The sequence below is a fragment of the Pelotomaculum isophthalicicum JI genome, assembly GCF_029478095.1.
In the GTDB taxonomy this organism is placed as follows: Bacteria; Bacillota; Desulfotomaculia; order Desulfotomaculales; family Pelotomaculaceae; genus Pelotomaculum_D; species Pelotomaculum_D isophthalicicum.
In genome coordinates this window covers 43,304-62,527 of the sequence record NZ_JAKOAV010000008.1, presented here as the reverse complement: position 1 = coordinate 62,527, position 19,224 = coordinate 43,304, and the positions used below count along the sequence as shown (strand labels likewise).

23 protein-coding genes are annotated in these 19,224 nt (G+C 45.9%); 15 read left to right on the top strand and 8 right to left on the bottom strand.

What is annotated here, in order from left to right:
• Positions 1-22: 22 nt before the first annotated feature.
• From L7E55_RS06220 to L7E55_RS06210, 3 genes are all read left to right on the top strand, one after another.
• Entirely contained in the window at positions 23-2,038 is a 2,016-nt protein-coding gene (locus L7E55_RS06220; RefSeq protein ID WP_277443213.1) for a cell division FtsA domain-containing protein, read from the top strand.
• 85 nt (positions 2,039-2,123) lie between these two features.
• A complete protein-coding gene (locus L7E55_RS06215) occupies positions 2,124-2,366 on the top strand; it encodes an AbrB/MazE/SpoVT family DNA-binding domain-containing protein (RefSeq protein WP_277443212.1) in 243 nt (80 codons plus the stop codon).
• Complete coding sequence (locus L7E55_RS06210; protein ID WP_277443211.1) at positions 2,366-2,698, top strand: type II toxin-antitoxin system PemK/MazF family toxin; 333 nt, start codon at positions 2,366-2,368, stop codon at positions 2,696-2,698. The genes L7E55_RS06215 and L7E55_RS06210 overlap by 1 nt, the downstream gene beginning before the upstream one ends.
• Before the next feature lie 308 nt (positions 2,699-3,006).
• On the opposite strand, the gene L7E55_RS06205 is transcribed toward L7E55_RS06210, so the two are convergent.
• A complete protein-coding gene (locus L7E55_RS06205; RefSeq protein ID WP_277443210.1) occupies positions 3,007-3,828 on the bottom strand; it encodes an acyltransferase in 822 nt (273 codons plus the stop codon).
• A gap of 251 nt (positions 3,829-4,079) precedes the next feature.
• On the opposite strand from L7E55_RS06205, the gene L7E55_RS06200 reads away from it, so the two are divergent.
• From L7E55_RS06200 to L7E55_RS06170, 7 genes are all read left to right on the top strand, one after another.
• Entirely contained in the window at positions 4,080-4,607 is a 528-nt protein-coding gene (locus L7E55_RS06200) for an RNA polymerase sigma factor SigX (RefSeq protein WP_277443209.1), read from the top strand.
• Between the two features lie 5 nt (positions 4,608-4,612).
• Positions 4,613-5,758 carry an anti-sigma factor family protein gene (locus L7E55_RS06195; RefSeq protein WP_277443208.1) on the top strand — a complete coding sequence of 382 codons (1,146 nt, stop codon included), beginning with the start codon at positions 4,613-4,615 and terminating at the stop codon, positions 5,756-5,758.
• Positions 5,759-5,806: 48 nt separating this feature from the next.
• Positions 5,807-6,712: an ABC transporter ATP-binding protein gene (locus L7E55_RS06190; RefSeq protein ID WP_277443207.1), complete on the top strand. Its 906-nt coding sequence runs from the start codon at positions 5,807-5,809 to the stop codon at positions 6,710-6,712.
• Between the two features lie 2 nt (positions 6,713-6,714).
• Complete coding sequence (locus L7E55_RS06185) at positions 6,715-7,542, top strand: ABC transporter permease (protein ID WP_277443206.1); 828 nt, start codon at positions 6,715-6,717, stop codon at positions 7,540-7,542.
• Positions 7,543-7,648: 106 nt separating this feature from the next.
• The gene (locus L7E55_RS06180) at positions 7,649-8,185 is read left to right on the top strand and encodes an RNA polymerase sigma factor (protein ID WP_277443205.1); all 537 of its coding nucleotides are present in this window, start codon (positions 7,649-7,651) and stop codon (positions 8,183-8,185) included.
• A gap of 5 nt (positions 8,186-8,190) precedes the next feature.
• Complete coding sequence (locus L7E55_RS06175) at positions 8,191-9,246, top strand: DUF4367 domain-containing protein (RefSeq protein WP_277443203.1); 1,056 nt, start codon at positions 8,191-8,193, stop codon at positions 9,244-9,246.
• A 56-nt stretch (positions 9,247-9,302) separates the two neighbouring features.
• Positions 9,303-10,091, top strand: coding sequence for a glycosyltransferase family 2 protein (locus L7E55_RS06170; RefSeq protein WP_277443202.1), 789 nt, complete (start codon positions 9,303-9,305; stop codon positions 10,089-10,091).
• A 134-nt stretch (positions 10,092-10,225) separates the two neighbouring features.
• Here L7E55_RS06170 and L7E55_RS06165 read toward each other — a convergent pair whose 3' ends face one another.
• Entirely contained in the window at positions 10,226-10,423 is a 198-nt protein-coding gene (locus L7E55_RS06165; protein ID WP_277443201.1) for a cold-shock protein, read from the bottom strand.
• Positions 10,424-10,625: 202 nt separating this feature from the next.
• Entirely contained in the window at positions 10,626-10,937 is a 312-nt protein-coding gene (locus L7E55_RS06160; RefSeq protein ID WP_277443200.1) for a zinc-ribbon domain containing protein, read from the bottom strand.
• Positions 10,938-11,179: 242 nt separating this feature from the next.
• Here L7E55_RS06160 and L7E55_RS06155 point away from each other — a divergent pair, with 242 nt between their 5' ends.
• Positions 11,180-11,938 (top strand): PilZ domain-containing protein, encoded by a 759-nt coding sequence (locus tag L7E55_RS06155; protein WP_277443199.1) that lies wholly within the window; start codon positions 11,180-11,182, stop codon positions 11,936-11,938.
• 25 nt (positions 11,939-11,963) lie between these two features.
• Here the strand turns inward: L7E55_RS06155 and L7E55_RS06150 are convergent, their stop codons facing one another.
• The gene (locus L7E55_RS06150) at positions 11,964-12,284 is read right to left on the bottom strand and encodes a hypothetical protein (protein WP_277443198.1); all 321 of its coding nucleotides are present in this window, start codon (positions 12,282-12,284) and stop codon (positions 11,964-11,966) included.
• 200 nt (positions 12,285-12,484) lie between these two features.
• Positions 12,485-12,655 (bottom strand): hypothetical protein, encoded by a 171-nt coding sequence (locus tag L7E55_RS06145; RefSeq protein WP_277443197.1) that lies wholly within the window; start codon positions 12,653-12,655, stop codon positions 12,485-12,487.
• A gap of 210 nt (positions 12,656-12,865) precedes the next feature.
• Between L7E55_RS06145 and L7E55_RS06140 the strand changes: the two genes are divergently transcribed.
• From L7E55_RS06140 to L7E55_RS06125, 4 genes are read left to right on the top strand one after another with little or no spacing between them, the layout of a single operon-like run.
• Positions 12,866-13,972 (top strand): HD-GYP domain-containing protein, encoded by a 1,107-nt coding sequence (locus L7E55_RS06140; protein ID WP_277443196.1) that lies wholly within the window; start codon positions 12,866-12,868, stop codon positions 13,970-13,972.
• The gene (locus tag L7E55_RS06135; RefSeq protein ID WP_277443195.1) at positions 13,965-14,576 is read left to right on the top strand and encodes a PilZ domain-containing protein; all 612 of its coding nucleotides are present in this window, start codon (positions 13,965-13,967) and stop codon (positions 14,574-14,576) included. The genes L7E55_RS06140 and L7E55_RS06135 overlap by 8 nt, the downstream gene beginning before the upstream one ends.
• 35 nt (positions 14,577-14,611) lie before the next feature.
• Positions 14,612-15,097 (top strand): DUF4280 domain-containing protein, encoded by a 486-nt coding sequence (locus L7E55_RS06130; RefSeq protein WP_277443194.1) that lies wholly within the window; start codon positions 14,612-14,614, stop codon positions 15,095-15,097.
• Positions 15,006-16,406 carry a sodium:solute symporter family protein gene (locus L7E55_RS06125; protein WP_277443193.1) on the top strand — a complete coding sequence of 467 codons (1,401 nt, stop codon included), beginning with the start codon at positions 15,006-15,008 and terminating at the stop codon, positions 16,404-16,406. The genes L7E55_RS06130 and L7E55_RS06125 overlap by 92 nt, the downstream gene beginning before the upstream one ends.
• Before the next feature lie 6 nt (positions 16,407-16,412).
• Here L7E55_RS06125 and L7E55_RS06120 read toward each other — a convergent pair whose 3' ends face one another.
• The 3 genes from L7E55_RS06120 to hpt form a co-directional block, all read right to left on the bottom strand.
• The gene (locus L7E55_RS06120) at positions 16,413-16,736 is read right to left on the bottom strand and encodes a hypothetical protein (RefSeq protein ID WP_277443192.1); all 324 of its coding nucleotides are present in this window, start codon (positions 16,734-16,736) and stop codon (positions 16,413-16,415) included.
• 273 nt (positions 16,737-17,009) lie between these two features.
• Positions 17,010-18,551: a glutamine-hydrolyzing GMP synthase gene (gene guaA / locus L7E55_RS06115; RefSeq protein ID WP_277443191.1), complete on the bottom strand. Its 1,542-nt coding sequence runs from the start codon at positions 18,549-18,551 to the stop codon at positions 17,010-17,012.
• The gene (hpt, locus tag L7E55_RS06110) at positions 18,538-19,098 is read right to left on the bottom strand and encodes a hypoxanthine phosphoribosyltransferase (RefSeq protein ID WP_277443190.1); all 561 of its coding nucleotides are present in this window, start codon (positions 19,096-19,098) and stop codon (positions 18,538-18,540) included. The genes guaA and hpt overlap by 14 nt, the downstream gene beginning before the upstream one ends.
• Between the last annotated feature and the right edge of the window lie 126 nt (positions 19,099-19,224).

The window sequence follows — 19,224 nt, the reverse complement described above, 5'->3', positions numbered from 1 at the left end:
AAATTCAGGTCAGGGGTGTAAAATGGCAAAAATAATTCCGTCCGAGGAAAACTCCATATTCGCCCTGGATATTGGGACGAGAACGGTGATTGGGGTCGTAGCCCTGGTTGAGTCGGGCTTGCTGCGGGTAGTCGCTCAGCATATGGTTGAGCACGGCAGCCGGTCCATGTTTGACGGGCAGATTCACGACATTCCCAAAGTGGCGGACACAGTGCTGGAAGTCAAACGTGTTCTCGAAAAAAAGGTCGGGTTTAAGTTGAACAAAGCGGCCATAGCTGCCGCTGGAAGGTCCCTGGTAACCAAACAGTGCCATGCTGAAATGGATATTGACGATCATGTGGAGATCGACGGCACGATGGTTAACAGTCTGGAAATAGCCGGCATCAGGAGCGCCCACCAGGAGGTTGACACAGCTGTTGCCGGAAACACTGAAAAATTTTATTGCGTGGGTTACAGCGTCGTTAAATATTATTTAAACAATTATCCGGTTACCAATTTAATCGGGCATCGCGGTAAAATTATCGGAGCCGACGTACTGGCTACTTTCTTGCCGGAATCGGTGGTGAACGGGCTTTACGCGGTGCTGGGAAGAGTGGGTCTGGAACCGGTAAACCTGACGCTGGAACCAATCGCGGCCATCGAGGTACTGATTCCGGAAAGTATGAGACTGTTAAATCTGGCGCTGATTGATATCGGCGCGGGCACGTCTGATATTGCCATCACCAGAAAGGGATCAGTAGTATCGTATGGTATGGTGCCGGTGGCCGGCGATGAAATAACCGAGGCTGTCGCCGAAACTTTATTAGTTGACTTTAACTGGGCGGAGAAGATTAAACGATCTTTAGAAAACGGCGGGAAGATTGTTTACAAAGATGTCCTGGGTATTGAGACCACGGTTGCCGCCGCTGAGGTGGCCGCTGTGATCGAGCCGGTTTTGGACAAGTTGGCCGGTGAAATAGCAGGGTCAATCATGAACCTTAACGGCGGAGAACCGCCCAGAACAATCTTTTGCGTGGGTGGCGGCTCGCGGCTGCCGGCGTTGACCGACAAGCTGGCTGAAAAGTTGGGCATAGAAGCGCAAAAAGTCGCTGTCAGAGGGAGAGCGGCCATTCAGAATCTGACTGTCGATGAGGAGGGTCTGGACGGACCTGAAGGAGTCACGGTAGTGGGGATCGCGACAGTGGCCATTAAAAAACTGGGACAGAATTTTGTCACTATCAAAGTGGACGGCAAGGAATTCAGCCTGTTTAATTCAAAGGATCTTAATGTGTCAAACGCCCTCAGCCTGTTGGAGTTCAACCCCAGGGATTTGATCGGGTACAACGGCAAAGATTTGAAATTTACCCTCAACGGCAGACCCGAAGTAGTTTACGGCGGTCTCGCCAGTCCGGCGGAAATATACATAAACGGTGAAAAAGCCAACCTGAAAACCGCCATTAAAGACGGTGACGAGATTAATGTTCTAAAAGCCGGGGCCGGCGCGGACGCCAGGGCTTACGCGCGGGATTTCCTGGAGGGTCTGGCGGGCGTCAGCATTACTTTAGACGGCGAGCCCAGGGTAATCGAGCCGGTTTGTATGATTAACGGGAAATTATCTTCTTATGATACCGAGATAATGAATGGCGACCATCTGGAGATAAAGACGGTAAAAACACTAGGCGAGCTTTTTGAAAAAGTCGATCTGACGGATCAGGTTATCCATGTTAACGGTGTAGAAGCGACTTTGGAGCATGTTTTGCAGGACGGGGACGATGTAAGGCTTGTCAAAAAAAAACTTTCAGACAATGAGAGTGATGACACGGGAGTAGACAGGAGCGAGGCCGGACAGCCGTCTGGTGAAGTCGTTTCAGTCACAGTCAACGGGAAGAAAGTAAACCTTTCCGGTAAAAAGCATTATATTTTTGTGGACGTGCTCAACCACATTGATCTGGAGCCGGCGGCACATACCGGCCTGCCGGTTTTGCGCCTAAACGGGGCCCCCGCCGGTTTTACCGACGCGCTTGAAGAAGGGGATTCAGTAGAAATATACTGGCGGTAGTTTGTTGTAAATAAACCATTTTAGGCGAATAGACTGATTGACGCGCGTAGATACTATGTATATACTTATGTTGGAGGTGACGCGCATGTTTGCTACTATTCAAAAATGGGGAAACAGTCAGGCGGTACGTTTGCCGAAAGGAGTACTAGAGGAGGTCGCCATGCGTGAGAACGACAGAGTGGAAATAAGGGTGGAGAACGGGAGTATCATTATCAGCCGTGCAAATAAAAAACACAAAACGATAGAAGAACGATTGGCCGGTTATAATGGTGATTATAGAAGCGCAGAATGGGATACGGGCAGCCCGAGGGGAAAAGAGGTGTGGTAATGGCCTACACACCTGCACAGGGAGATATCATAACACTTGAATTTGATCCACAGGCGGGACATGAACAAAAAGGCAGACGTCCGGCGTTAGTGGTCAGTAATAATACTTTTAACAACTTTACAAAAATTGCGATTGTTTGTCCGATAACAAATACCAATCGCGGGTTTCCATTGCATGTGCCTCTTGATGAAAGAACTGCCACAACAGGTGTTATAATGTGCGAGCAGGTAAAGGCATTAGACATGCTCGCCAGGAATGCAAGGTTTAAGGAAAAGGCTCCGGAGGATATTCTTGAAGAGGTAGTTGATATACTGGCTGGGTTTTTTGAATGACATCAAGGACAGCACTTATCGAAATGCACGTTTTTGTGTTAAGAAAGTTGAATTGACGCCGCCAAGAACGCTGACAAATGGTGTTAAACTAAGCAGATATACAATTGCGCAAGATATGATTATCACACTTATAAATAGAAAAATTATAACGGAGCCGCCGCTCCAAACAGCATCTAAATTTTTGTTCGCGATGAATATTCTAAGTTCACTTAGCACTAAAATATGACTGAAATATATAAAAAAAGACTGGGCTGAAAACCATTTGATAAATTTATTAAAAGAATCATTAAAATCTTTGATATATATACTTAGTGGTATAAGAAGAAGAAACTTGCAACACTGTAGAGCATTATGGTTGGTTTGATTGAGGTGGCTGATGTGTTGGTTAATATAGTATCCGTTATCAATATACAGTAGGCCAACACCCATGGCAAGAAGGTCTTCATTGATAATTTGTTTAAATTTATCTCCCCTTTATCTATCTTTATTACAGTATACATGCCGAGCACGAAATAAAAAATCCAGGGGAAAAATAAAATCGAATAATATTTGAATCCGCTTTTGGGTAGCAGGAATAATTCATAGCCATAGAGATAATCAGCTAATTGAAAGTAAAAAGTTACAATAAATGAAATGACTAATACTAGCTTTTCGTGTTCTTTAACTAGCTTGTGCAAAATTGGATATAAAATATAAAATTGAATTATTATTACGATAAAATATAAGTGTGGCGCCGCTGTCCCTCGTATAATATTTATAAGGTATTTTTCAATAAAAGTAAATCCTTGCCCAAACATATCCATGATGCCGTGCTTTATTTCAAATAACCCGTTGTGCAAGTAATAAACACTATAGATAAATGTCCAGATAATATATGGAATTATTATTTTAGATAAACGCCGGACAATAAAATTATTAAATATAACTTTTTTCTTGTCAAGATCATAATAGAATAGAAGAAAACCTGATATTATAAAGAAAGTAGGCACTGCAAACCGCATCCCTTGATTCCACAATAAAACAACACCGTGCTTGCCGTTAAATAAATATCCGCCCGTTATATGTATCGCTATTACGGCTAACACGGCAATACTTCTTAATAAATCTAACTCCTGTAAACGTGCCTTCAATTAGCCCTCCAGCCCAACCTACTTTATCATTTGCTAATTTTATTATAATTGATAACATGAGTCAAATATAGACATCAAACAATCGAACAGGACGTACCCTTGCTTGACCGGGAAAATATACCACGGGCGTCACGCCTTGACAGAGTGTTATTAAAGCTATAATCTCTTGATAAGTTTACTGGTGCAACTGTCACAAAAACGCTCTCGTCTCTGTTATATATAATGAAATCACCCCAGTCTGGAGGACCCGGATGAGCTCGCCGGAAAATGATGAACACAGATTAAAACCGGCTGTTTTCAAGGTGCTTTTTGACCGCTTTTACCCGGCTGTTTGCAGGAGGCTAATCGGTCTGCTGGGTAACCGCGCCGCCGCGGAGGACGTTGCCCAGGAAACGTTTATCAAGCTTTACCTCACACCACCCCGGGAGTCTGCCAACCTGAACGGTTGGCTGGCAAAAGTGGCGACTAACCTGGCTTACAACCAGTTGCGCAGTGAAAACAGCAGGAGACACCGGGAAAGCCGTGCCGGGCGTCAGTGGGATACTGCAGCGGAAGAGGGTCCTGAAGATGCGCTGGAGCGGGAGGAGGAAGCGTCCTTCACCCGGCGCGTTCTGGAACTCTTGCCGGAAAGAGACCGGGCCTGCTTGCTGCTGAAGTTTTCCGGAATGAGTTACGCCGAATTAGCCGAAGCGCTGGGTGTGAAAGAATCATCAATTGGTACCCTGCTGGCGCGGGCCCGTGCCAGATTCAAGACCGAATACACCAGGCTCAAGGAGTGATGGCGGTGTGTTATGATACCGGCGCGCTGCAAGCTTTCCTGGATGGAGAGGTTGCCGGCGGCGAACAATCTGCGATTGAAAAACACTTGACGGGCTGTAGTTCGTGCCGTGAAACTCTGGATCAATTAAGGGAAAACCAAACCTTCACCGATGCCAGGGTGGCCGGTTACCTGCGGTCCCTGAGCCGGACCGGGATTGACACCGGCGGAGTATGGCTCCAGTCCAACAACAGCAGGAGGCCGAGGCAAAATAATTATGGATTTAAGAAAGGAGTCTTTCAGATGTTGTCAAAATACCGGGTGGCCGCAACCGCGGCGGTAATGGTTTTAGCGGTGGCGATCGCCTTTAGTTTCAGTTCGGTGCGCTCCGTGGCCGGCGAATTGCTGACTATATTCCGGGTGGAAAAAGTTAAAACTATCAGCATTGCACCTGCTGATTTAGCAAATATTGAGAAAGCAGTCCGCAGCGGGGCCGGTCAGGTTGACATTGAAAATTTTGGCAAACTGGAGTTTGTTGGCAAGCAGACCGCAAGTAAAGTATCTCTGGAAGAGGCGCGCGACGCGGTTGATTTCCAGCTTAAGCTGCCTGAGCCGCCGCCGGCCGGTTACCGTTTGCAAGAAGTTAGTCTAAACTCTGGAGGAACCTTGAACCTGACCTTGAATACCGATAATACCAACCAGGTTTTAAAATCTCTCGGTAGTGAAAAACTCCTTCCCGATGAACTGAACGGCAAGATGTTTTCAGTAAAAGTGCCTGCCACAGTTAGTACGCGGTATGCCGGTTCAGGCGACGCAAGTATCTTTGTGATGGAGGGTAGGAGTCCCGAATTGGCGGCGAATGGCGCGGACGTGAGTGCCATCCGGGACGCGCTGCTGGCGCTGCCGTTCCTGCCTGAAAGCCTGCGCGGGCAAATAGCTTCCGTTAACGACTGGCAGCATACCTTGCTTGTACCGGTTGTCGACGGTACTACCCGGGACGTTAACGTGGCCGGGTCGCAGGGCGTATTTATCACGCCGCCCGCCGATGTAAAAGGCGGCGGCAACGATTCTCCGCCCAACAGCTTGATTTGGCAAAAAGACGGTGTTGTTTACGCAATCAGTGGGAAACTGACCCTGGAACAAGCCATGGATATGGCTGTCTCGATGAAGTAAGTAATTTGCCGACCTTTCTAGGTGGTTAATACAAGGCGAGGTAAAAAAATGATCCTGGAAACAAACGAACTAACAAAAATATACGGCGCCAAAGCCGCGTGTTCGAAGATTTGCCTCTCGGTGAACGAGGGGCAAATCTTCGGTTTTCTCGGTCCTAACGGCGCCGGGAAGAGCACTCTGGTCAAGATGCTGGTGGGGCTTCTTTTCCCCTCTTCGGGGACGGCGCGCGTCCTGGGGCGGCCGCTGGGCGACCTGGGAGCCAGACGCAAAATTGGTTATTTGCCGGAAAATTTTCGCTACCAGGACTGGCTAAGGGGTGAAGAACTGCTTTCTTTCCACGCCTCCTTGCACGGGATGAGCGGAGCGGAGAGGAAACAGCGCATTCCAGCGGTGCTGGAACAAGTGGGGCTGGCCGGCAAAGAGAAGCAAAAGGTCGGGTCTTACAGCAAGGGCATGCAGCAGCGGGTAGGGCTGGCCTGTGCCTTGCTGCACGATCCCGAACTGATCTTTCTGGACGAGCCGACTTCCGCCCTGGACCCGCTGGGGCGGCGTGAGGTGCGTGAAATAATGCTAAAACTGCGCGACGACGGTAAAACCGTTTTCTTGAACAGTCACCTTCTAAGTGAGGTGGAAATGATTTGTGACCGGGTAGCGATAATAAACAAAGGAAAAATAGTGGCAGGCGGGACGCTGGATGAACTGCTCTCGCAAACAATAGAGGTGGAAATGCAGGTTGATGGCCTGACACGGGCGGCGTTGGAGGAGCTAACCAACCTGAGCGGTAAGATTGCCGTGGAAGGCCGTCATGTCAATGTTACTCTAGAACACAGTGAACAGATTCCGGCTCTCGCCGAAGCGGTGGTCAAGAACGGCGGCCGGCTATATAGCCTTGGCGCCAAGCATAATTCTCTCGAAGATTTATTTGTAGACCTCATACAAAGAGGTGATAGTTAAACGTGCCGACAATAATTTTATTGACTTTAAAGGAAATAGTCCGGCGACGGATACTCTTGGTTACTGTCATCCTGACCGTTATTTTTTTGATTCTATACGGCGCCGGCGTTCATTACGGCTACCAGGATATGAGCCGCGGCGCGGGGCCGTTGAAGGCGTTGATCGCCCCGCAGTTTCTTGCTTTGGGCCTTTATTTCGGCAGTTTCATAATCGCATTTTTAGCTGTCATGGCTGCGGTTGGAACCATTTCCAGTGAAATTGAGAACGGCACGATGCATGCTATCGTGCCGGGTCCGGTGAGACGCTCAACAATCATCCTGGGAAAATTCTGTGGCTACGGTTTGATGTTATCCGCCTTCGCAGCCTTATTTTACTTTGCTGTGCTGCTTATCGTACATTATAATACGGGGCTGGACATACCGGTAAAAGCGGCGGCAGCCGGTCTTTTCTGCCTGCAGCCATTAATTCTCCTGGCGGTAGCCATGCTGGGATCCACTTTTCTTTCTACTTTGGCCAACGGCATCGCCGCGTTTATGCTTTACTCGGTAGGGGTTGTGGGCGGTATGCTGGAACAAATAGGCTACCTGGCCGGTAGTAAAACGCTGGTGAACATAGGTATCGTGTCCAGCCTGCTTATGCCGGCTGACTCCGTGTACCGGAAAATAGTTTATTCACTCTTATCCGTGCCGGGCGCGTCTTTATCCATGACGATGCTGGGTCCGTTCGGCAGCGGCGCGGAGCCAAGCGCCTGGATGCTGGCGTATACAGCTTTCTATATCTTGGGATTCCTGCTCCTTGCGCTGAGAATCTTCAGTAAAAGAGATATTTAGCGTTGAAGAATCAGTTTTAGATGGTAATATTAATATAGACCTGAATATAGACGTGCTTGTCACCAACTTGTTGCTTGTTGAGAAAGAAGCGTTTGGATATATGGGAATGAAGGTCGTTATGAGCGAGCGCGATTTGATACGCGCTTCTCAGGCCGGCGATAGTGAGGCTTTTTCGGAACTAACCAGTCAATATTTAAGCTACGCTTTCAGGATTGCTTTTACTGTCCTGCAAAGCCAAAGTGACGCGGAGGACTTGGTGCAGGAGTCCTTTTTGGTTTGTTTTCGCAGACTGGCGGGATTTCGCATGGAGTCGTCTTTTAAAACGTGGCTCACTCGTATTGTTATGAACCTTTGCTATGACTACCTGAGGAGAAAGCGCCGGGAAGGAGCTGTGCTTGATAAAATGGCAGATTGGGACACTGCCGTTACAGAGGACTGGACCGATAAAAGCGACCGGAGCCTCGAATTGAGGGATGCCTTGAGGTTATTGAGTGACGCGCACAAAACTGTCCTGGTGATGTATTATGAAATGGATTTGGATATTAAAACAGTGGCTAAAATACTGGGGATACCGGTGGGAACAGTCAAGTCGCGCCTGGCTAACGCTCGCGCAATGCTAAAAGAGGTTTTGGAAAGAGGCTAAGAAACATGCTTTGTGAAAGCGTCAAAGTTTGGTTTAACGACTATCTTGACGGTGACCTGAACAGCAAGAAAAAGGAAGCTGTTGACATCCACCTGGAGCGTTGCGATCATTGCCGTCAGGAGTTCAACAAGTTGAAGCAGGCGGACGACCTCCTGCGTCTGGAAGTCAGACGTATGTTTCAGGAGATTCCTTTGCCTGAAGGCCTCCAATCAAAAATTGACGATAAAATTAAAATGCGCGGCAGTCGTATACCCTTTTATGAGCGGCTGCAAAGAGGCTGCACCGGCATTGCCGCCGCGCTGCTTATTTTCGCCGCGGCTTATGGTATGTTCCACCAGCAGCTTGGCGGCCACTTGTTTACTAATCTTAAAGACGGGGAATCGTTACCCGAAGTGACCGATCAGGTAAATCTGCCGGAAGTAAATGACCCGGCTCAAATAAATCAGTTTGACAAAGACGGGGATGTTCGAACTGTTATCACTGGTAAGCCTGTTGAGCAAAGTGGCCAGGGTGCGCAGAATCAACCTGAAAATGCCCGGCAGCCAGCAATGATAGCGGAGTTGCCGGCCAGGCCGCCGGCTGGCGGAGCAGATACCTATGCCGGGGCTAATCCCGTGGCTTCACAAAAGCTGGAGTCAACAGTCAAGAAGGCGAATGGAGCTGAAAACGCGGCAGACAGCGCCGCCGCAATGACCGGCGCCGGGAAAAGGGTTGATAATGCCGATTCTAAAAATGATCTTGTGCCGCTGACGCCATCTTATTTACCAAAAGGAACGGTGCTGGAAAGCCTCTCCCGCAGTGAGAACGTGGTTAGCATTAATTATACGACCGGTAATTTAAAATTCGGGATTGAGGAGAGGCCGGCAACTGAAGCAAACATTCTTAAGGATAAGCAATTAAAGGGGAAAGAAGTAAAAATAAACGGGCGGAGCGGGACCTTGCTGGAATCGGTTCCGGCAGGCCAGGCGACCATAATTTTTAAGCAGGATAGCTTGCTGATCACTATAGAAGGCACTCTGCCGGTTGAAGAAATTCTGAAAATCGCTGAATCATTACAGTAGATAAATAACGGAGTACATTCTTAATTCGTGATATTTTTGGGACTTTAGGGTGATTTATGCTATACTTAATTCATAATATTGCTTTTGCCATCGGATGTTCCACAGTGGCGATGATGTGCGAAAAAGGTTGTAAAAAGGAGTGGACTATGAAGAAGTATCCCATTTCAATTTTTTTTCCGTGTTACAATGAAGAGGAAAATGTGGAGAGAGTGGCACGGGAAGCCTTGGCTGTTGCCCCTAAGATATCGGATGACTATGAAATCATTATTGTCAACGACGGCAGCCGCGACCGCACCGGTGAAATTGCCGAGCGTCTGGCCGGGGAATACCCTGAAATAAGAGCAATCAATCATGATAAGAATAAAGGTTACGGCGCCGCGTTGCAAACCGGGTTTAAAAGCGCTACTAAAGAGCTTGTTTTTTATACTGACGGGGATGGTCAGTTTAAAATGGAGGAGATTACAAAACTCCTGCCGTTAATTGAAAAATACGATATTGTATCGGGTTGCCGGATTAACCGCCGGGATCCGGTTATCCGAAAAATAAACGCTTTTTTATGGGGCACTATGGTGAATATGTTGTTCAAGTTCAAAGTTTCGGATGTCGATTCCGCATTCAAGCTCTACCGCCGTAAAATATTTGACGAGATAACCCTGGAATCACAAGGAGCTCTTATTGACACTGAAGTTCTGGCAAAGGCAAAAGCGCGGGGGTATCTAATAACCGAGGTGGGTGTAAATCATTACCCGCGGATAGCCGGTGAGCAGACGGGGGCAAAACTGACTGTAATCCTAAAAGCGTTCAGGGAGCTTTTTAAGCTTAAAAAGAGTTTCTCCAAGGTTTGACGATCATTTTGAAAGTAAAAGGTGAGTCAGGGGACGGTTCTTTGACTCATTTTTTTATTCAAAAATGAGTCAAAGAACCGTCCCCTGACTCACGCGTCCCCTGACTCACCTTTTATTAGCTCTGTCGTTTGCCGTTAAACTACCTGCACATTGGCTGCTTGTTGGCCGCGTGGACCGGAATTAATGTCGAATTGTACCTTCTGACCTTCGTTCAAAGTTTTAAAGCCGGAATTTTGTATGGCTGAATAATGGACAAAAATGTCCGTTCCGTCTTCTTGTTCAATGAACCCGTATCCTTTGCTGTCGTTAAACCATTTAACCGTGCCAAACATAGTATTAATTCCTCCTGTAGATTATCTATATATTAAATAGACTATATATAGTATTACCAGGAGCAATGATTTAATTACCTAGCCCGACAATTTTATTTAAACGGCCTTAGGGCACACAACGCGGCTCCTATTTAAAAATCAAGCCCACCCTTTTTAACGGGTAGGCTTATTTTAGTATACGCTATTATTATGGTATCAGCAATTACCGCGCGTAGCTGGAATTGTTGCGGAAACAATCACTGCAGTAAACAGGCCTGGAACCGTCTGGTTGAAATGGTACCCGTGCTATTTGACCGCAACCGTCGCATGTAACTTCATACATTGGACGGTTTTTCCTGTTGCCGGACCAATTGCCTTGATCACGGTTACGGTTGTTTTTTCTTGCCTGACGGCAGGAAGGACATCTGGAAGGTTCATTAGTAAAACCTTTTTCGGCAAAAAATTCTTGTTCACCTACTGTGAATTCGAATTCTTGCCCACAATCCTTACACACTAACATCTTGCTTGAAAACAATAAAAACATCTCCTTACCTCAAAGTGCTCTGCATGGACGAATACCAACCCCGGTCAGGAGATGTCTATCGATCTTTAGCAGGCTTAATAATTATATCATTTCTGCATAATTAATCAAGCTCGTTGCCGAGAAAGTATCAATCAAGGGGAAGTATAAAAAATATTCCAGCAAACACTTTACTTTTTCAAAGCAATGGTTTGTAATATGTTATAAAAGAGTATAATTTTTTAGGGAGGATATAAATGTTTTCTAATATTAAACGAGTTAGTTTACTACTTGCGGCGCTATTCGCAACGGTAGTTTTTTGGGGAACAACGCCGGTTACACCTGCCTGCGGCAGCATGGGTTATGACGGTTATGCGTGGAAACTTACGCAAGCTTTTGGCGACGCTATGAATGATATGATAATGCAGAATCAACAATACTTGTGGTTGTGGCTGGCTTTGATTATCTTGCTGCTGGGGTTAATTGTTTTCCGGTATCGTACCATGAAGAGAGTAAATAATCAAAATATCTGGACTGCGGGTACAGCTGCAGGAAGCAGCACACAAAGAGACTGGATGCGTCTTTCCATTGAGCAAGAAGTGCTTTACGCACGTGAAGAGGACGATAAATATAAGCGGGCAAAGGTTATAAATATGAGCGGCGGCGGGCTTCTTTTTGCAACTAGGGAAGAACTTCAGAAAGATGATGAATTGGAAATCATATTAGAGTTATCTTATGGTGAAGAATTGAACCTTAAAGGCCGGGTAGTGAGGGTTACAGAAGACAGTGGCGGCGATGACAAAAAACAATTTATGATCGGCCTGCAATTTTTGAATATAAAAAAAGGTGAGCAGGATAAAATTGTAAGAAAAATACTTCAAGAGCAGCAAGAATCTGTTCTTGAAGAAAGAAGGAAATCTAAAGGCGAGTGTATTTTATGTGGAAAACCCTTGCCTGAAGGAGATAAAGGAGTTAAGTTGTATTGTCCGAAATGCAGCGCATATGACAATGAATAAAAAAACCTTGCGTGAATGCGCAAGGTTAAGCCTGTCTGGTTTTAAATAATTTCTTCCACCATGTTAACGGCGATTTGTGTTTGTTTTGTTGTATGACTACCTGGGCTTGAATTCTACGGATCGTCCGCATAACTTCCTGGTCTCTTCTTTCAATATTTTTTTCCAAAGCGGAAACGCGTTTGTCAACAGTATCCTCAATCATTTTTTGGGTCAGGCTGAATAGTACCTTGGCTGTGTATACATCAATTGTAGGCACCACAGCCTGTGAGTAAGGCCCTTCCCATTCATGATTGTCGCCTGTCAAACTGTTTTCGTCTTGTTTTCTGGCATATATAAGCTCTCCCATGCGATTACTCCTCCTATTGGCCAATTCTTCTCAGTGGATGCATATATATTCTCTATACTATACGGAATTTCCTTCCTGAGAAAAATAATTTTACCAAATATAATTTAAATACACAGTTGAAAAGCATAAAAATAGACAGGAATGATTAAATTTCAAACCTGTCCATAAACTTTTAAATTCCTTATTTTATAAAAAGGATGTTAGAATTTAATGCCCTTTTTCCCGGTTTGATGTTTAGACATATTCTTCTTGATTTCATATTCATGTGCTTTAGGATCGTTCAGTTTGGCCTTGTGTATGTCTTCTATCATATCTTGAGGAATATCATGCGCTTTTCGGTTCTTATTGCTTTTATCATAAGATTTGTCCAAATTGTGGAACCTCCTTTTTTGAATTTATAAACTTATTTTAATTAGAGGGCAATATTTTATACATGCAAAAATAGACTCATTTTGTAAAAAAATAACTTAATCGACACAACTCGACAAAATCTCTGAAGGAATTTTTTGATCGGCGCAGAAAAAAATAGAGTAATTTTACCATAAATAGATTTAAAAACAAATGATGGGGATGAATTGATTTTGCGAAAGATTGAAATTTCATCTCTCCGGCCGGGCATGGTACTTAGCAGCGCGATTTACAACAGTAGAGGTGAAGAACTTTTAAGGGCCGGGAAGCAACTCACCGACACCTACATTCAACAACTTCTCAAACAAGGTGTGACTGTTGTATGGGTAGATGGAGCGCAAATTGGTCAACAGGTTAATGACGTGATAAAATGGCAAACGCGCCTGGCGGCTGTGAACCAGGTGAGAAATATCCTTGTTAATGCCAAGGAGTCCGGCCGCCTGGTAATTGAACCGCAGACACTCTATAATACTGTCGGTGAATTTACCGAGCAACTCCTGAATAATAAAAACTTAATATTTAACCTGGTAGACCTGCGTTCACAGGATGATTACACTTTCGCTCATTCTGTCAATGTATGCACGCTGGCCTTGATGACTGGCATTACATTGGGATACAGTCGCGAAGAGTTGGAAGTGCTGGGGGTTGGGGCGTTGCTGCACGACCTGGGCAAGGTTAAAATACCGGATGAAATCCTGAATAAACCAGGGGCCTTAACTTCCGAAGAATTTGGAATTATGAAAAAACACACAATTTTGGGTTACGAACTCATTCGCAATGCTGAAAATATCGGTGAAATACAGGCGCTTATGGCGCTTCAGCACCATGAAAATTATGATGGGTCAGGCTACCCGGCAGGGATACAGAGTGACAGGATCCACGAATACTCTCAAGTTGTAGCCATCGCCGACAGGTTTGACGCGATCACGGCGAACAGAGTTTACCGGAAGGCATTCCCGCCTCATGAAGCTTTCGAGATGTGTTTAGCTGCAGGCAACTATTACGTCAAAGAGAATGTTGCAAAAGCTTTTATGTACAATATAGCCGCTTATCCTGCCGGGACACTCGTTGAGTTAAATAACGGCATGATTGGTGTGTCGGTTGACACCCCGAAAGGTTACTCACTATATCCTTTGGTACGTATTTTCTATAACAATCAATACAAACCTGTAACAAAACAGTATGATCTGCCTCTGTTTGAGAAACCCGGGCTTTGCGTGCTTAAGGTTTTGCAGGATTCATTGGGATATAAATCTAAGGAGTTGCATTTACGTGACTAATGAAAATGATATAATTGTTGTTAAGCAAGAGGTCAATTTGCAGGTCTCTGAGCAGATTGAATTTAAAGCTATTGTCACAGAAGTTGATGAAAAGCTTTTCTGGATAGGTCTTCCAAGAATAAATGGACAGGTTTTAATGCTGCAGGAAAAACAGCGGGTTAAGGTGAGTTTGGTTAAGCCGTCCGCGTTTTATAGCGCTGAAACGAGTTTGGAGGAAATAGGAACAGATTCTTCTAAATTTTATGGACTGGCTATACCGGAACATTTTGGCCAAAAAAAAAGAAAATTTCTTAGCGCCAAATACGCCACAAATGTTAAGTTTTCCACAGGTAAACAGTCTGTGCAAACAACTCTTGTGAAGTTTTCGGCGGGCGGCCTGACGGCCTACATGGTTCCTGATCTGGCAAAGATGTTGCAAAGCGGTGACGATATCTACGCAAGCTTTCGGATAAGCAATGTTTCATTTAATATTAAAGTGCGCTTGGCTTCGCTAAAAAGTTATGATAATATCCATTATTGCGGTTTTGAATTTCTTTATCTGCTGCCGGGTGTCCGTAAGGAACTGGATACGCTTGCAAATGTTTATTCCAGGACTTCAGTTTAAGCTCAATTAGCATCTGTTGTGGGAGTGATTTGCCAATGGGCGTTCTTGTATGCAACGGGGCCAACTTGCAATGCAGCTTCGGAGTTGCGCCGTCTACGTTGATGGTGCTGCCGGTAAACCGTGTGTTAGCAACCACGCCTGCCGCTACAATAATGGATTTTGCGCCAATGGTTAATATACTGCCTTTTGGGATGTGTAACTCCATGGCTAATCCCACAGTCGCGTCAGCCACGGCGGCGGCTATGGGTGTTTTAACTCCGATGCCTTGCGTGCCGGTCACGCCCGCTCCATGGGCGCCTGGCAGCCCGCAGGTGCTGATCGGAAATATGCCGGCGCTGAATAATTCGTCGAAATTAATGTGCGCTTGGGGCGGAGTAATCCAAATAATCAGCCCGGGGCAATTTAAAACCCAAGAAACCAGGATCTTCAATGTATGGCTTAACTTATTCCCATATAATCAGTATTGTGCTAACATTGACTTTTGTATCCCTTGTGGGCATTTACGCGGGCAGGCAGGTTAGCGGCGCCGCCGATTTCACAGTGAGCGGGAGAAAAGCCGGGGTAATTCTGATAATAGGAACTATTACAGGAACTCTGGTGGGAGGCGCTTCAACTGTTGGAACAGCGGAATTGGCTTTTAGGTATGGCATGTCGGCTTGGTGGTTCACCCTTGGCGCGGGAGCAGGCTGCTTTTTGCTCGCTTTACTATTGGCCAAGCCGCTGCGGGAGTCGAAATTAGAAACAATACCGCAATTTTTAGTTATGAATTATGGTCCGGCCGCGGGGCCCATTGCCAGTATCTTTAGTTCAACGGGTATATTCTTAAATATCATAGCCCAAATTTTGGCTGCTATTGCCTTAATATCACCAATATTTCAACTTAGTTCTATTAACGCCGCCTTAATCGCCATAGTTCTGGTAATATGCTATGTCTATTTTGGCGGAGTAATGAGCACCGGTATTGTAGGAATTGTGAAACTTGTTATCCTATATAGTTCTTTAATTGTCACAGGCTTGCTGGCTTACACCAAGGTGGGGGGAGCGGCAGGCATCATCAACTCATTTCCTCCTTTCCCCTGGCTCAGTTTCTTTGGCCGGGGGTTCTCCACGGACATAGCCGCCGGCTTTTCGCTAATTGTGGGAGTTATGTCCACACAGACTTATTTGCAAGCGATGTTTTCCGGAAAAGATGTAAAAACGTCCAAGCTTGGCGCTATATGTTCGGGAGTTCTTGTGCTGCCGAGTGGCTTGGCGGGATTGCTTGTCGGCATGTACATGAAATTGAACTACCCGGATATGATAGCTTCCGAAGCCTTGCCGGTGTTTGTGATCAATTTCTTGCCCCCCTGGCTTGGGGGGATTGTGCTGGCTGTGCTGTTAGTGGCTGTCATAGGGACTGCGGCAGGCCTTACTTTAGGGATTAGCACTATGTTTACCAGGGATATTTATCAGAAATACATCAATACTCAGGCTGACGACCGCCGCATGTTGATGATATCAAGGGTAGTTCTGATTGCAGTAATAGGTTTGACCATTCTCTTTGTAACTGGAAACCTGAAATCAATGATCTTGCAATGGAGCTTTCTCTCCATGGGGTTGCGTGGGGCTTGCATATTTCTTCCGTTGTTAGGTGCGGTTTTCTTTAAAAATTTAGTCAGCCCCATAGGCGGCATTTTAGCCCTGGCAGTAGGGCCGATGGCCGACCTGGCTTGGAAACTAGCCGTTCCTGGAGGAATTGATCCATTATATGCAGGCTTGCTGGCAAGTTTCATTGTTCTTTTGATTTGTTCAGTGATGTTTCCGGCTTCCAGATATCCAAAAACAAACTAACCTGCTTTATTGCAGGTTAGTGTTATCGATGTTTACATAAAGTGCACTTTCGTTTTCGTCATAAACGGCTGCGAATCTTCCCTTTTTATTTATATCGAAGTAATTAAAAAACCCTTTGGCGAAAACCTTTGTCTTTTTAACATTCAGGCCGTCTTTTGATGACTTGATTCTTATTGTGTTGCTGCTCTTGTCATATGCTAATTCCACAATTTCAGGTTTGTTTAGTTTTTCGCGCGCTTTGTTGTTCATCACCAGAGAATTCTTTGACAATGATACTAGGGGTAATTTTTCAGCCCGTTCCCCTCTTGGCTTATAAACTTCGAATGCCATTTTGTTTTAGACCACCTTTTTGTATTTTAGAAATTATTATATATAGGTAATATTATAATGTCAAATATAAACGCTAAATTTATTATAAAGTTGCTTAGTGTTGTATTATTAGGTTAGGTCTAACGTATTTGCGAACTCATATTACAGTCATCAAATTGATTTTATTTTGAGTGAACTATCCATAATTCTTAAAACTGATAAAGTTGTCCCGCGTTTTAAATAACCATTTCTTTAGGTATAAATATCGGCATTTGATAAATAATGTTAGAGATGCTATTCCCACTCTATTGTCGCCGGCGGTTTTGAAGTAATGTCGTAAACCACCCTGTTAACGGCCCTGATCTCGCTGACAATGCGGGAAGAGACAGACTCAAGCACTTCGTAAGGAAGGCGAACCCAGTCAGCAGTCATAGCGTCCTGGCTATTTACCGCCCTAAGCGCCACTGTATAAGCATAGGTACGCTCGTCTCCCATTACCCCCACACTTCTCATGTCGGGCAATACGGCGAAGGATTGCCAGATCTTCCGGTAAAGGCCGGCCTTTCTAATTTCTTCTTCAAATATTGCGTCCGCTTCTTGTAAGATTGCCACCTTCTCGGCGTTAACTTCACCGGTAATACGGACTCCCAGTCCAGGCCCCGGGAATGGCTGGCGCCAAACGACTTCGTCCGGCAGCCCCATCTCTTCACCCAGCGCTCTCACTTCATCTTTAAATAGCCAGCACAGTGGTTCAATTAATTTCAGCCGCATGTCCTCCGGCAGTCCGCCCACATTGTGGTGTGACTTGATTACGGCCGCCGTGGCGGTGCCGCTTTCCACCACATCAGGGTAAAGCGTTCCCTGCACCAGAAAATCTATTTGGCCAAGTTTATCCGCTTCTTCTTCAAAAACGCGGATAAATTCTTCCCCGATAATTTTCCTCTTGCGTTCGGGATCTGTTACACCTGATAATTTCGAAAGGAAGCGTTCATGCGCTTCAACCCCGATGAGATTGATTTTAAATTTATCCCTGAAAACTTTAAGAACCTGCTCCGCTTCACCTTTGCGCAACAGGCCGTGATCCACAAAGACGCAGGTAAGACGGTCGCCTACCGCCTGATGGACCAGAACAGCGGCGACGGAAGAATCCACTCCGCCGCTCAGGCCGCAAAGCACTTTCTTATCTCCCACTTGCCGGCGTATTTCATCAACGGCTTGTTCAAGAAATGAGGTCATGGTCCAAAGACCGTGGCAGCCGCATATATCAAAGAGAAATCTTTGCAGTATATCCTGCCCTTTTGGCGTGTGAACCACTTCCGGGTGAAACTGCACCGCGTATAAGGACTGCTCCGCGCGAGCCATGGCTGCTACGGGCGCCTTGCTGGTAGTCGCCGTGACAGTAAATCCCGGTGGTGGTGATTCGACCATGTCGCCGTGACTCATCCAGCATTGTTCGGTTGGCTCCAGGTTTATGAAAAGCTTGTCCCGCTCAAGCACAGTCAATTCTGTCTTGCCGTATTCCCGGTGCGCGGCGGGAGATACCACGCCGCCCAACTGACGGCCCATAAGTTGCATACCATAGCAAATGCCCAATATCGGGATGCCCAGTTTATAGATGCCCGGGTCGCATGAAGGAGCGCCTTCACTGTAAACGCTGGAAGGCCCGCCGGAGAAAACAATTCCTTTGGCCCCTTTGGCAATAATGTCTTCAAGTGGTGTTGAAAACGGCAGCATCTCGCAGAATACCTTCAGATCCCTGATGCGGCGCGCGATCAGGTGGCTGTATTGGCCGCCAAAATCGAGCACAATGATCATTTCTTGCTCATGCAGTGACATTTTGTTTTCCTCCACCGTAAATTTTCGGACTTAAAATCATAATGTAGGGGAGGTTCCGGTAACGCTCATTGTAGTCAAGGCCGTATCCGACCACAAATTCGTCAGGAATGGTGAAGCCGCAGTAATCGATATTCACCGGTTCGATTCGCCTGGACGGTTTGTCGAGCAGCGCGCATAATTTAATGCTGGCAGGGCCGCGGGAGCTCAAATTATCTGACAGGTAATTCAGGGTCAGGCCGGAATCAATGATGTCTTCCACGATTAAAATATGACGGCCCTGGATGCTCCGGTCTAAATCTTTAAGAATCCGGACCACCCCTGATGATTTGGTTGAGCTTCCATAGCTGGATACAGCGACGAAATCAAAGTAAGTTGGTATCGTAATTTTGCGTACCAGGTCGGCCAGAAACACCATAGCGCCTTTAAGTATGCCGACTACCAATATTTCTTTATTAGCATAGTCTTGTGAAATCTGCCTGCCTAATTTAGTTACCTGCAGCTTTATTTGCTCTTCTGTAAGCAATATTTTTTCACCGTCTGGATGCACAACCAACCCCCCCCGGAGAAAATAAGCTTTAAAATCCGGCATATTATAACAAGTATGTTGTCGTCATGTCAATCGCCGCATAATCGAATAAGATATCAAACATAACAAAAAGACCCGTATTTTATG